Source organism: Flavisolibacter ginsengisoli DSM 18119, from assembly GCF_900129295.1.
In the GTDB taxonomy this organism is placed as follows: Bacteria; Bacteroidota; Bacteroidia; order Chitinophagales; family Chitinophagaceae; genus Flavisolibacter; species Flavisolibacter ginsengisoli.
The window spans coordinates 75,396-88,808 of record NZ_FQUU01000015.1 but is presented as its reverse complement, the minus strand read 5'-3'; the positions used below and the strand labels follow the sequence as shown (position 1 = coordinate 88,808).

Annotated in this window: 14 protein-coding genes and 1 riboswitch; of the genes, 5 read left to right on the top strand and 9 right to left on the bottom strand. The window is 41.0% G+C overall.

The window, feature by feature from the left end; all coding sequences use genetic code 11:
- Window positions 1-6: 6 nt before the first annotated feature.
- Window positions 7-1,974 (bottom strand): TonB-dependent receptor plug domain-containing protein, encoded by a 1,968-nt coding sequence (locus BUA53_RS15960; RefSeq protein ID WP_072836397.1) that lies wholly within the window; start codon window positions 1,972-1,974, stop codon window positions 7-9.
- Window positions 1,975-2,067: 93 nt separating this feature from the next.
- A riboswitch (cobalamin riboswitch) is annotated at window positions 2,068-2,271 on the bottom strand.
- A 115-nt stretch (window positions 2,272-2,386) separates the two neighbouring features.
- Here BUA53_RS15960 and BUA53_RS15955 point away from each other — a divergent pair.
- On the top strand, window positions 2,387-2,893 hold the full coding sequence (locus tag BUA53_RS15955; RefSeq protein WP_084080176.1) for a MerR family transcriptional regulator: 507 nt from the start codon (window positions 2,387-2,389) through the stop codon (window positions 2,891-2,893).
- Between the two features lie 68 nt (window positions 2,894-2,961).
- Window positions 2,962-3,477 carry a thioredoxin family protein gene (locus tag BUA53_RS15950; protein ID WP_072836396.1) on the top strand — a complete coding sequence of 172 codons (516 nt, stop codon included), beginning with the start codon at window positions 2,962-2,964 and terminating at the stop codon, window positions 3,475-3,477.
- A 62-nt stretch (window positions 3,478-3,539) separates the two neighbouring features.
- Here BUA53_RS15950 and BUA53_RS15945 read toward each other — a convergent pair whose 3' ends face one another.
- The 6 genes from BUA53_RS15945 to rsfS all read right to left on the bottom strand — a co-directional run bounded on the left by BUA53_RS15945 (window position 3,540) and on the right by rsfS (window position 9,486).
- Complete coding sequence (locus tag BUA53_RS15945; RefSeq protein WP_072836395.1) at window positions 3,540-4,625, bottom strand: mechanosensitive ion channel family protein; 1,086 nt, start codon at window positions 4,623-4,625, stop codon at window positions 3,540-3,542.
- Between the two features lie 38 nt (window positions 4,626-4,663).
- Window positions 4,664-5,482, bottom strand: a complete 819-nt coding sequence (locus BUA53_RS15940; RefSeq protein WP_072836394.1) for an NHL repeat-containing protein — start codon at window positions 5,480-5,482, stop codon at window positions 4,664-4,666.
- The gene (locus BUA53_RS15935) at window positions 5,479-6,264 is read right to left on the bottom strand and encodes a UDP-2,3-diacylglucosamine diphosphatase (RefSeq protein WP_072836393.1); all 786 of its coding nucleotides are present in this window, start codon (window positions 6,262-6,264) and stop codon (window positions 5,479-5,481) included. Before BUA53_RS15935 ends, BUA53_RS15940 begins: the two co-directional genes overlap by 4 nt.
- Before the next feature lie 11 nt (window positions 6,265-6,275).
- Window positions 6,276-6,902, bottom strand: a complete 627-nt coding sequence (locus BUA53_RS15930; protein ID WP_072836392.1) for a LutC/YkgG family protein — start codon at window positions 6,900-6,902, stop codon at window positions 6,276-6,278.
- Window positions 6,899-8,989 carry an ATP-dependent zinc metalloprotease FtsH gene (gene ftsH, locus BUA53_RS15925; RefSeq protein ID WP_072836391.1) on the bottom strand — a complete coding sequence of 697 codons (2,091 nt, stop codon included), beginning with the start codon at window positions 8,987-8,989 and terminating at the stop codon, window positions 6,899-6,901. Before ftsH ends, BUA53_RS15930 begins: the two co-directional genes overlap by 4 nt.
- A gap of 95 nt (window positions 8,990-9,084) precedes the next feature.
- A complete protein-coding gene (rsfS, locus tag BUA53_RS15920; RefSeq protein ID WP_072836390.1) occupies window positions 9,085-9,486 on the bottom strand; it encodes a ribosome silencing factor in 402 nt (133 codons plus the stop codon).
- A gap of 98 nt (window positions 9,487-9,584) precedes the next feature.
- On the opposite strand from rsfS, the gene BUA53_RS15915 reads away from it, so the two are divergent.
- Window positions 9,585-10,331: a biotin--[acetyl-CoA-carboxylase] ligase gene (locus BUA53_RS15915; protein ID WP_072836389.1), complete on the top strand. Its 747-nt coding sequence runs from the start codon at window positions 9,585-9,587 to the stop codon at window positions 10,329-10,331.
- Window positions 10,332-10,343: 12 nt separating this feature from the next.
- Here the strand turns inward: BUA53_RS15915 and bcp are convergent, their stop codons facing one another.
- Together bcp and BUA53_RS15905 are read right to left on the bottom strand one after the other, a co-directional pair.
- Complete coding sequence (gene bcp / locus BUA53_RS15910; RefSeq protein WP_072836388.1) at window positions 10,344-10,802, bottom strand: thioredoxin-dependent thiol peroxidase; 459 nt, start codon at window positions 10,800-10,802, stop codon at window positions 10,344-10,346.
- Between the two features lie 76 nt (window positions 10,803-10,878).
- Entirely contained in the window at window positions 10,879-12,597 is a 1,719-nt protein-coding gene (locus BUA53_RS15905; RefSeq protein WP_084080170.1) for a M23 family metallopeptidase, read from the bottom strand.
- An 84-nt stretch (window positions 12,598-12,681) separates the two neighbouring features.
- On the opposite strand from BUA53_RS15905, the gene BUA53_RS15900 reads away from it, so the two are divergent.
- Both BUA53_RS15900 and BUA53_RS15895 read left to right on the top strand, forming a co-directional pair.
- Complete coding sequence (locus BUA53_RS15900; RefSeq protein WP_072836387.1) at window positions 12,682-12,999, top strand: hypothetical protein; 318 nt, start codon at window positions 12,682-12,684, stop codon at window positions 12,997-12,999.
- 122 nt (window positions 13,000-13,121) lie between these two features.
- Window positions 13,122-13,325: a hypothetical protein gene (locus BUA53_RS15895; protein WP_072836386.1), complete on the top strand. Its 204-nt coding sequence runs from the start codon at window positions 13,122-13,124 to the stop codon at window positions 13,323-13,325.
- The last annotated feature ends 88 nt before the right edge of the window (window positions 13,326-13,413 follow it).

The following is a 13,413-nucleotide window of genomic DNA, read 5'->3' as shown; positions in this document are numbered from 1 at the left end:
CAAAAATTATAGCCGGAAACGGATACCTCCATAGGCATTGAAACTTGCTGTATTATATCCATATACATCCGAATATTTTTGATTGGTGATATTCCTGATGTCAGCAAAGATCTTAATACCTGCGTGCAGGGCATATTCTGTATATAAATTCAGCAAGTAATAATGTTTCAGCTTTATATCTGTGGGCTGAAAGGATGCATCGTAATAAACATCCCTGCTGCTTCCGGTAGCACTTGCCTGTAACATTATATATATGGCTTTTGTAAGCTGGCTGCCGGCAGAAGCTACAAGATTGCTTTTAGGTCTTCTTAATAAGTTGAAATAAGTGGTATCCTTGCCATTTTGAATAGTAGTGATATTGCCCGTAACATAAGTAAACAAAGCCTTTAACTGAACTATGTTTGCTATTGATGCAGAAGCCTCCAATTCAAATCCATGGTCTTTTTGCCTGTCCTGGTTGATATAGCGAGATCGGTAGGTAGCCGGGTCAAAGAAGAAAGCGATGACATCCCTGGTACTTCTGTTAAACCATGTAGCTCTTCCATTAAAGTTATCATTAGGAGAAAAATACTGTAGGCCACCCTCAATATTCATAGAGGTTTCAGGTTTTAAATCCTTGTTGCCATATTCCGAGAACAATTGAAAAAGACTAGGCGTTTTATAGCCTGATGATGCATTCACAAATAGCTTTATCTTTTTTTCAAGGAAGTAAGATGGATTGATATTAAAAGCAAAATTGTTCCCATATACTGAATGATGATTCATTCGTCCACCGCCTTCTATACTGAATGCATTTTTCTTATAATTCAATGCCGCATATGCTGCAAGCTGTTTTTGATTCACGCTATCACCACTTTGCAGTTGCTTTTCTATAGTTGCTTCAGGACTGTAAGGAGGAAAGGGAGGTATGACATTTAGACCCTCATAATCGGTTTTAGAAAAGCGTAGCTCTGTACCCAGTGTTAGCTTGAAATCACTGAGAGTCTGCACCAGGAATGCCTCTGCAAAATGCTCATTGGCCTTATAAACTGTTTTACTGTAAGTGTAATAACCATTCCTGCTTTTTGTTGAATCATCAATGTAATTCCTGTAAGTCCTGTTATATTGATAGCTGATGTTTACCAGGGCATTTTTTAATGTGATGACATTCCTTACTCCCGTTTGAAGGTTATGTGAGGAATAAGCATGGTCCAATTCATCTATGAAAGCATCCTGGTCCAGGCTGCCGCTGTTCTTGCTCCACCTCAAAAAAGGTTGAATATGCAAGGCTTTGCCTGCCTTGACCCCAAGGGTAGCCTGCAGTGCATTTTGCTTGTAGCCATCTTTATCAAATGTGGTTAAAGACCCGGCAGGTTGTTTGGCTTCAGAAAAACCATCTGTGTTGAAATGGGTAAACCCAACCGAATAATTAAATAAACCCTTATTGCCATTGAAAGTGGTATTATAGCGTTTAGTATCATAGCTTCCATAATGCGCAGTGCCGGTTATGGAGAAAGGTTTAGTTCCTGTTTTCCGCGTAATGATATTGATAACACCTGCAATGGCATCACTTCCGTACAATGTACTCTGGCTTCCCTTTAGAATTTCTATGCGTTCCACATTATCTATTGGGATATTCCTGATATCAAAATTGCTACCAATGCCAGAGGCATCATACACTGGAACACCATCTATAGTGATCAGTGTATAATCTACTCTTGCCCCTCTTAAATAGATATTCTTTTCCTTCCCGGGATTATTTGTATAGCCATTGATAAAGACCCCGCCCAACTCTGATATAACCTGTGCCAGGTCCCTGCTGCCTGCATGTTCTATCTGCTGCCTGGAGATAAGCGTGACGACTTTTCCGGTTTCCGTTGTCTTTGTTGAATACTTTGTTGCTGTTACCGTTACTTCGCCCAATACTTTACTGGAGTCCTGAGCGGATACAAAGCTGCTGATAAAGATCGCAGCCACTGTCAAAATTTTTCTCATTCTTTTAAATTTTGTGGTGACTGCTTCCTGGTAATAAAAGAGATAGATAAATCTTACGCCTTATCCTCTCTGCCTTTCACCCGAAAGCATGAAATTAGATTAAGGTAACTGGCAGGTCTTCTGGCTTAAACCTAACCTGAAAGCCTTCCCGTTAATGAAACAGTGGCATAAGTATCAGGTTGATCTTCCTGGAATGTCCAGGGGTTTTTACAGCTACGGGGATAGCGCCGGATTTTCACCGGCTTCCCTTTTCATCCCGGCTTATGACAACCGGGAACCAATTACGTGGGCAAATGTAATGTAACTGTTAAACACATTGACCAGTTGCCTTAAATTAATGATAAGCAGCCCTCTGGATCTTTATTCCACATGGCAGATAACCTATTCCTTCTTATTTTTATATTTATTCCATATGGATAAGCCTTTGCCACAGATCATGTTTGATTTTTCTTCCAAAGTGGAAGAGGAGCAACCTAAAGAGTTTCTCTCAGGGCAGCCTGTGCCCCAGGATAAACCAGTGGCACCAAAAAGTAGCAGGGGCAGAAAGCCTTTAAAGGATATCGAAGCTGAAATAGATCTTGTGGAGGTGCCGGAGGATGAAGTGCTATTTCAAAAACAATACTATTCAATTGGCGAGGTAGCCAATATGTTTAAGGTAAACACATCCCTGATAAGGTTTTGGGAAAATGAATTTGATATCCTGGAACCCCGCAAGAACCGCAAAGGAGACCGTTTTTTTAAACCTATAGATGTAAAGAACCTCCAGATGATTCACGACCTGCTTCGACGCAGGAAATTCACCATTGAAGGTGCCAAGGACTTTCTGAAAAAAAACAAGCAGGGAAGAGAAAAATATGAGATGGTACAATCCCTGCAAAAACTTCGTTCCTTTCTTCTGCAACTAAAGGCCAATTTGTAGCATCTCTTTAACAACAACTGTCTTGTGCCCTGCGGCTGCCGCAGTAATTTTGAAAGACAAGAATCATTATGAAGAAGATACTATTATTAACGGCCATACTTTTTTCTACATGCATCGTGTTTGCACAATCAGCAGAAATTAGCCATGATCCGGAGGGAAATAAAATAATAAAAGGTTTTATCTCAAGGCAGGAATTAGCTAATGATTCCAGCTTTACCTGGTTTTTACAAAATCAAAAAGATTATACACCTGACCAAAGCGCTTTAAAGGCATTAAGGGCCAACAAAGATTCTATCAATATCATTGCTTTTGGTGGCACCTGGTGCAGCGATACCAAGTATATACTCCCAAAATTTTATGTGCTGAGCGATGCTTCAGGTTTATCCCCTGATAGAATTACATTAATCGGTGTAGATCATAATAAAAAGACCATTCAGCATTTATCTGAAGCATTTAATGTCATCAACGTCCCAACATTTATAGTGATGAAAAACGGTAAGGAAATAGGCAGGGTTGTGGAATATGGCACTACAGGAATGTTTGACAGGGAATTGGGGCAAATTATTGCTGGTAAGACAAATTAATAAAGCTTGCACATAACAGAGTATTCCGGGTTGCCGGAATTATTTATGCTTTGAAGTAAGCATTAAGATACTATGGCAATATCTTTTCCTTCAGCTGTGATCTTTATTTCCAGCTTTTCCATGGTTTGAAGAATAAAAAAGTTTACCTGCTGCTTAATAGCAGTAAACTGGCTCCATTGCATAGGGGGTGTAAAGAACTCTATAAACACCATAAAGGCCTGTACCCTGATATCATTAAAAAGCACCGTATGCGATTGTACTTCAGGTATAGAGCTCAGATATTTTTTGATCTCTGCCAGCAATTGCTCCAGCTTTTGTGGCGAGGTTTGGAGGTTAATGAATAAGTTTATCTCCCCGCGTATTTGTGAGCGGAGCGATACATTATCCAGAATGCTGTCCACCATTTGCTTATTCGGCACCGTTACAAAAGATTTATCTGCAGTCCTTACCCTGGTGCTTCTCAGACCAATGCGTTCCACAGTGCCTGATACGCTTTGAACTTTTACAAAATCACCCGTAGTAAACGGCTTATCAAAGAAGATCACAAATGAAGCGATGAGGTTTTCAAGGCTCTCCCTCAAAGCAAGTGCAATGGCAGCACCAACTATACTTAAGCCGGTCAGAAGGCTGCTGATATTATAATTGAAGGCAAAGTGCAGCAGCATCATTACCCCTATAATGCCTACGATTACTTTCAGGAAATCACGAAAGAAAACGATCAGTTGATTATCACTTTGATTGGGCGTCTGGTTGGCTTTTATTTCCAGTACAGATGCAATGAAATCTATGATGCGTAATATCAACCATATAAAAGCTATTACCTGTATAGCTATACCAATCGAAAGCAATACCTTTTCAAGGGAATACTTGTAGATTTTAATATTTAAAGCTGAAGGAAAATCCAGCCGGTATAATGCAATAATTGATACTGAGATCACCAAAAAGGTCCCCAGGGGAACAATGATCAGGTCAACGAACTTTTGTTGATCAAAGGTTTTCCATGCTCTCTTGAATACTTTACACAGTAATATCGCAAGGTATTTAGAGATCAGCCGGTTCAGGATAAGTACAAACAGGATAACGCCCAACACCCATAAATAATCCCTCACAGAATTATCCAAATAAATACGGTCTAAGAAAGAATTCATCTCAAGGATTTGGATTAAAATTATAGATTACTGCAAAACTAAAACCTGTATTGGTAAATCCGTAAGGTGTCGTTTGTAAATGTGACCAGCCTGGCAGATGTCGAAAAAGAATGGAAATAGGGTTGAAAGGAGGCCGGTATTGGTTTCTTTACATCCATAAAATTACTGGTATTGTATACAATGATCTCGTTAGGATGGGTTTGTATGATATAGTTTTCTTTAACTGCAATGCTTTGCCATTTGGTAACGCCGATCTTTTTCTTATAGGCTCCATAATTATCAAAAACAAACACACCATTAACGCTGTCGGCAAGATATACAAGGCCATTATCGCTAAGGATCTTTTGCGGATGAACACTTACAGGGAAAAGTGTTCGCAGATCAGGAGTTTCCACAAGCAGTTTTCCCTGCTCATCTACTTTCTTCAACTTATTGTCATATTCATCAAACACCCAGATGTTATTATCATAAGATATCCCGGCAGCTCCCGGTTGCAGGATATTGTATCGCTTCAGATCTATAGATGCCCTGTTGGCCAAAAACCTATCCAGGAGAACTATGGTGGAAAAATCTTTGTAAAACAACAGGGGCCTTAATGGATTCGATACATCCACGGAAAATAATTTGCCTGCATTGCGTACCTGGTTATAGATTGCTACCGAATCACCTTTGTCATTGAATTTACGAACCTGGCCCGAGGAAGAAATGATATAAAGGTTGTCAAGGTTATCCATAACAGCGTCCGTGATATCTCCTTTATACGTTTTCACCAGGGTAAAGCCGGAATCGGGCTGCACCTGTGCAAGGCAGGGTAGAAAACCAGAGGCTAACAGGTATATAATAAATAATTGCTTCACCAGTTCTTATAGATTTTATGTTCCATGCCTGAATAGGACCTCACCTCCATATCTGTACCATCAAAGATGGCATAGGTGCTGAAATTCATCCATTCGCCAAGGTTAATATAGCGGCTGTTATCTTTTAGACGATAATCTATGGGCAGGTGTCTATGCCCGAAGACAAAAAAATCAAAATGTTGCTGCTTCAGCATTTCCTTGCTATAGATCAGCAACCATTCTTTCTCTTCTCCAAGGAAATTTTCCTCGCTATCGCCAGTTGCTGAGCGGCTTTTATGACTGAAATAATTAGCTATGCCCACTCCGATAAAAGGGGGAAGTATTCCAAACATCCAGTGACAGACAGGGTTCCTGAATACTTTCTTCATGGCTTTGTAACCATGGTCTCCGGGTCCCAGGCCATCACCATGACCAATGTAAAAGCTTTTGCCATTGAACTCAAAGGTTTTGGGTTCAAAATAGACCGGAACATTCAATTCCTTTTGAAAGTACTGGCGCATCCACATATCATGGTTGCCAACAAAGAAATGGATCCCTATACCTGCATCTGTGAGTTCCGCTATCTTTCCTAATAATCGGACACCACCTTTTGGAACCACCTTGCGGTATTCATACCAGAAGTCAAACATATCCCCAACAATGAAGATCATGAAGGCGTCTGCCCTGGTTTCATCCAGGAATCTAACTATACGCTTTTCTCTTTCAAGGCTGCTTTCTTCATTAGGCGCACCTAAATGAAAATCAGAAAGAAAGTATATTTTTTTGCCCGGTGGAATCTGCATAGGATCAGTAGCTATTGCTGGTCGTCAATTACAAAACAATATACTTCTTTTGGACCATGCACGCCAACTACCAGGGTTTTTTCAATATCGGCAGTGCGGCTTGGTCCCGTGGCAAAGGTTATGAGAGAGGGAAGGTATTGATGGTACTTTTGCTTTAAGGCTACCAATCCATCCCTGATGTCATACACCAGTTGGGATGTATAGGCAATGCAAATATGTACTGGAGCATATACGCTTGGTACACGGCCCTGGTGCACAGAACTTAATACCATGCTACCTGTACGCGCCACCAGGAATTCGCAACTCGTTATCGAGGCTTCACAGCTTGCAATGTCATTATGCAAACTGTTAGGAAATATCAATGATTTCCATTTTTCCTCTTCACAATAAATGCGGGTCCATTGATTCTGGTAGCATAGCTTATTGAATTGGGCAACAAGTTCCTTTTCATTCTCACAAAAAAGAAATTTACCCTGTAAAGAGGAAAATTGCTCGGCAAATTCCACTACAAGGTCCTGTTGTTGCGGCTGGAAGACACTGCCAGCTCCTTCGCTTTTGGGAAAAGGCAATGGCGTTGGGTGAGCCAACGCCATACGTATTTTTTTCAGAATGTTATTCTTTGCCTGTGAATTACTCATTGGGGTGCAGGAGCTTGGTTGGTAACATTTGGATCATAAGGAGGCACGCCTTCGCTAATTCCACCTTCAGGATGCTTTTCTGCTTCTTCATCATCCACATCCAGTAAGTGCTTGTCTTCGTAAGGTCGTGGCCCTATCAGTGTTTCCACATCACTTTGAAACAAGACTTCTTTTTCAAGTAATGCTTCAGCCAGCTTTTCTACTTCAGCTTTCTTCTCAGTCAAAAGTGCTTTGGTTCTTAAGTAAGCTACGTCTATCAGCTTTCGCACTTCTTCATCAATAAGCCTAGCCGTTTCATCAGAATAAGGCTTTGTAAAAGAATTATCCTGCTGGGGGTCGTAAAAACTAATGTTGCCCACTTTTTCATTCATACCATAAACAGTTACCATGGCATAACCAATACGTGTGATCTGCTGAAGGTCGTTCTGTGCTCCTGTAGATATCTTTCCAAAGAAAATATCTTCACTGGCGCGGCCTCCCAATGTCATACATATCTGGTCATTGAGCTGGTCTGTATTGTACAGGTATTGTTCCTTTGGTGTGTACTGGGCATATCCTAAGGCTGCCGTTCCTCTTGGTACAATTGTAACCTTGAGCAATGGATAGGCATGTTCCAGGAACCATCCGCAAATAGCATGTCCTGCTTCGTGGTAGGCAATGATCTTCTTTTCATCCGGTGAAATGATCTTATTCTTCTTTTCCAATCCACCGATCACCCGGTCAACCGCATCCTGGAAATCAGTCATATCAACAGCTGTTTTTCCCTTACGGGCAGCTATAAGGGCTGCTTCGTTACAAACGTTGGCTATATCAGCCCCCGCAAAACCGGGAGTCTGCTCTGCCAGTTTATGTATATCTACTTTTTCAGATACCTTAATTGGTTTCAGGTGTACCTTAAAGATGGCTTCGCGTCCCTTTACGTCTGGTTTATCTATCGTAATCTGCCTGTCGAAACGACCTGGGCGTAAAAGCGCTGTATCCAGTACATCCGGGCGGTTGGTAGCTGCGAGTACTATAATGCCTGTATCAGTTCCAAACCCATCCATTTCAACGAGCAATTGGTTCAAAGTGCTTTCTCTTTCATCATTGCTCATCATCATGTTCTTACCACGGGCACGTCCGATAGCATCTATCTCGTCAATAAAGATCACGCAGGGAGCTTTTTCACGCGCCTGCTTGAACAGGTCACGAACCCGGCTGGCACCTACACCAACGAACATTTCCACAAAATCTGAACCGCTCAGGCTGAAGAATGGCACCTGTGCTTCTCCTGCCATAGCCTTAGCCAGCAAGGTCTTACCTGTTCCGGGAGGACCAACCAAAAGTGCACCTTTAGGTATTTTACCACCAAGAGATGTATATTTCTTAGGATTACGGAGAAAGTCAACGATCTCCATAACCTCTACCTTAGCCTCATCAAGCCCTGCAACATCAGCGAAAGTTATATTAACACGGGTACCCTTATCAAACAGGGTAGCTTTTGATTTACCTATATTGAATATGCCGCCAGGCCCGCCACCTGCTCCTGCACCGCCGCCCATCTTGCGCATCAATAAGATCCAGAGACCTATGAATATCAGGATAGGTAACAAGGTCTGAAGTATTGGACTAAACCAGTTAGTCTCATTTTCCACATCAGAACCCGGTTGGTTTTGCGGAGGCACCTTTGCCACAACATAGTAATCATTCAATTCCTTACGTACATCTTCATTGGCTGAAATGCGGAAATAGTAATGAGGACCCTCTTGTGTGAATTTGGTCTTGGAGGTGGAAGCATATTTTTGGATAGCTTCTGGCTTTAAATAAACCCGAACAATGTCCCTGTTATCAACAATGATGTATTTAGAAACATCACCCTGGGATACCATCTGCTTGAAGTTTTCAAAATTCGTTTTCTCCAGCGAAGTAGAGAAAGGTCCAAAAAACTGGAAGCCGATCAATACAGCAAAAATGATGGCATAAACCCAGTAAATACTGAATTTCGGCCCTTTGCGGGGTGATTCTCCATCATTGTTTGAACCTGTAGTTCTATTAGAGAATTTAGGAAGTCGGGATTTGCTATCGTTCTTATATGGCTCTTGTGACATTTTAATTTTTCTTATTAATCTTATAGCTAAAGATGCAAGTAATTGAATTTTTAGTGGAATATCTAAGGAGGAAAGCTATTTAACAAATAGATTTCCTATCCATTATGCTCTTCTCCGGTTGCATCACTCCACATTTCTTCCAGTTTATAAAATTTCCTCTGCTCAGGCAACATGATATGAACAACAATATTTACATAGTCAAGCAGCACCCATTGCAGGTTTTGCTTTCCTTCATGCCTGTATGGGTTTTCACCACACACCGTTTTTACCTGGTCTTCTATGAAATCAGAAATTGCTCTTATCTGCGGTTGGTTTGAGGCCTCGCAAATGATAAAAAAGTCGGCAACTGCTTCCGGGATTTTTCGAAGGTCCAGGGAAATAATGTTTTCACCCTTTTTTTCCTGAATAGCCTTTATGATTGTTTTAAAGATTTTAGAGTTTTTGTTCAACCGGCTAACGCCTTTCTTACGTGTGGCTAATACTTCTAATGGTTCCAAATAGTAATAGTATTTTTTGTTATAATAATAAAATAAGTGCGGTCACTTAGGGTAGTAACAATTAAAGTTATTTTTCTTTGCTCAAAAATAGTAGTTAATTGTCATCTTTAAACCCAATAGGTACCCCTTTCATTGAACTGCACACCGTGGATAGCACCAACAACTATGCCATGGGATTGGTGCATGCAGGTATGGCACAGCATGGTACCGCTGTGTTCGCACAGGAGCAAACCAGGGGGCGCGGACAGCGTAATAAAACATGGATTTCAGAGCCCGGTTCCAATATAGCTTTATCAGTTATTTTTCAACCTCCTGCCTATTCTACTTCGCAATTGTTTATGATAAGTAAGCTGGTAGCCACGGCAACGCTTAATTTTTTTAACAGCTATACAACAACTGACACTTCCATTAAATGGCCTAATGATATTTATTGGCGTGACAGAAAGGCAGGGGGCATATTGATCGAGAATATTATTATGGGTAGCGAATGGAAGTACACCATTGCTGGTATTGGTTTGAATATCAATCAAACTTCTTTCAAAGGACTTAAGAATAAAGCAGTGTCGCTTAGGGAAATTACCGGCAATATTTTTGAACCCGCGGCATTAGCCAGGGAATTATGCATTTTCCTGGATATACAGTTCAATAAATTATTGCAAGATCCTGCAGAGATATCAAGACAATACCAGGAACACCTGTTTGGTTATGGAAAAAAGGTAAAGTTGAAACAGGGCTCCAGGATATTTGAAGCTACCGTGCGTGAAGTCACCGATCTGGGACAACTGGTGGTGGAACATACATTGGAAGAACGCTTTGAAGTAGGCGAGGTAGAATGGGTATTATGATCCTGTAATCACTTAGCCCTTCACTATTTCTTCAGCATGCGCTTTATTCTTCGGACGAAGGAAGATCTTTTGTATCACGCCATTTTCATCTATTACAAAGGTAGTACGGAGAATACCCATATATTTTCTTCCGTATAGGTTCTTGTCTCCCCAGACACCATACTTTTCAATGATCTTATGCTGGGGATCGGCAAGCAGTGTAAAGGGTAGGTCGTACTTTTCCCTGAACTTCCGGTGTTTATCTTCAGCATCAGGGCTCACACCTATCACTTTAAAGCCATTCTTTTTCAACAATGAATAGTTGTCACGAAGATTGCAGGCCTGGATGGTACACGTCGGGGTGTCATCTTCAGGATAGAAATACAATACCAGCTTCGAACCCTTCAGTTCATTCAACGATACTTTTTTACCATCTTGGTCAACCCCAGAAAAAGCAGGAGCTTTTTGTCCAACCTGTAAATGTGTAGCCATGAGAAAATGTAAAATGAATAATGTAAAAATATTACATAGGTGAAGAATCAAAATTACAATGTAAATAACAGGAAAATCATCTCCTCACATTCCATGTTCTTTCCATCACATTGCCTGCTTCATCCTGTATGGTCAATTTTAATTCATGCGCCCCGGGCGGAAAGTTTTCATCAAACTGGTAGATCCAGGTCTTGCCCTTGTCATTGCTAAAGCATAACCATTTGCCATCCACTTCAGCCCGGAAGCTTTTAATAGTATTGAAATTATCCCGTGGTGTAAATACCAGCCTGGAAGCTTTTGACAAATTTATTGGTGGGGCATTCACAGTTGGAGGCATGGTATCAATAAATGCCTGGAAACTACCAAACTGCCTGAACTTAGCAGATAGCCACCCGCTTTGCCAGGTTGCTTTCGATATAAAAGTTCTGCTGCCGGCAATGTTTTTAATGATCACCTTGTCCCTTAGTTCCGGAGCAATGTCAGTATCAGGTTTGATCCGTACAGTGAACAAATCATGTGCAGGAATGCCTGCAGATAAAAATTTATGTAAAGCTGAAACGGCACCCAATTCCTTATTCTGAACTATTTCATAATTGACATGGATAGAATCATAGAGTGTAGCCTCAGTGGTGTACAATTCAAAGGCATCCAGTTCCACCACGTTTACCTGCCCGGGAATTAATTCCTGGGCTGCTGTTGGTGTATAAGGTTTGGCAAGTGTGGGATCATATTGCACACTAAAATGAATGGTGGAAGTATTCTTATCAGCATCCTGCACTTCTATGTCAATATTATGTACCTCCTTGTCCTTTAGCTCAATGATGCCATTGCCATTAAAAACATCATACGCTACATTCATTGCCCCGGGCAATGGACTTACCTGCTGCATGGTAGGTCCGCCTCTTGACTTAAAAGGGAGGTCTACCTGCGCATTGATATACCTGGTTTCGTCATAGCCAATATTATTGAGCACGAATTGGGACACTGGTTTGTCATCCATCATGATCTCCGCACAATAGATACCATTGGGGTTTAAGGTGCCACTAAAATGATCAACGGCATTAATAGCAAAGCTGATCTTATTGGAGCCAACCCTAAGCCTGTCAGATGGCAATAAATATTTTGCACCTGCTTTTTTGAGTGAGATTACCTGGGGGGTTTGCTCATAAGTGCTTTTATTACGGTCATACATGGCCAGTTTGTAGATGGATGGAGGCACCGCATCTGTAATGGGGAAATTAAACAAAAGGGGATTGAGGCATTTGCCGGTTTTAGTGTCCCTGATCTCAAAATGCACATGGGGACCTTCCGACCCGCCGGTGCTGCCGCTCCTGGCTATAAAACTTCCTTTTTTTACCGGAAACAGATTGCCTGGAATGGAGATATCAATATTCCAGCTTTGCCTGGCATATTGCTGTTTTTTAACATAGTCGGCCAGCGCCGGAAAAAATGCATTAAGATGGGCATATAATGTTGTGTAACCATTTGGATGATCAATGTAGATTGCCTGCCCAAAGCCGCCAGGTTCCACCACTATCCTGGAAACATATCCATCGGCTGCAGCATACACCGGCAGGTTCACCTTTTGCTGGGTGCGAATATCGAGCCCCATGTGCCAGTGGTTGGCGCGGATCTCCCCGAAATTAGCCACCAGTTTCATGGGAATATCCAACGGATGGCGGAAATAGTTTTGAGGGTACGTTTGTGCTTCACAGTAACCAGCGAAAAGAAACGAGAAAAAAAGGAAGGGTAGTTTTTTGAGCATCATATTCCATTTAACAGACCGAATCTGCATTCAATCATTATTCCATAAAAGCTGGGCATAAAATTGGTAACTTAATAGAGTAATAAAAAATTTTTCACCTAAAAACCCCAAACAATGAGTGTAAATAATAAACACCTTGCCACTTTCCTACTCGGTGCTGCAGCTGCCTTCGGTGCCTATAAATACATGAATCTTACAGATGAAGAAAAAGAAAAGCTGGCTAATGATATAAAGGACAAAGCCAATAAAGTAAAAAAGACAGCAATGGATGCAGAAGACCAGGCTATGGAATACTTCAATGAATTAAAAACAAAAGGTTCTGATGCATTGAAGGAATATATGCCTAAAATGGAAGAGTTTTTTGAAGGGCTTTTTAAAAGTGGAACTAAAACCACAAATGCGGCCTCAACAGAAACACCTTCCAATAATTAAAAGTTTTTCATACAATCTTTTTTTACGGTACGATATTTTATTATATAGGTAACACGATACGAAAATTCATTCTTAACCTCGCCTGATAAGATTTTTACTTACCAGGCACTAAAACTTATATTATGAAAAGTAAATCCGGGATTGGATCATTATTGTTATTAGGTGCTGCTGCCTTTGGTGCTTATAAATATTCTAAGATGACTGATCAACAGAAGAAAGACCTTGTAAACAAAGGCAAAAAGCTTGTTGATGAAAATCTTGGCGGCCTGACAAATATGTTTGGCAAAAAGCAAGGTAGAACAACTGCTGTTAACGGAACTGTTTAAACTTTTCTCAACAGGCTGTTAATAGTCCAAAAACATTGCAAAGGTAAACCTTCAATTACCCTATTTTTGCACCCCGGGCATAAGCCCG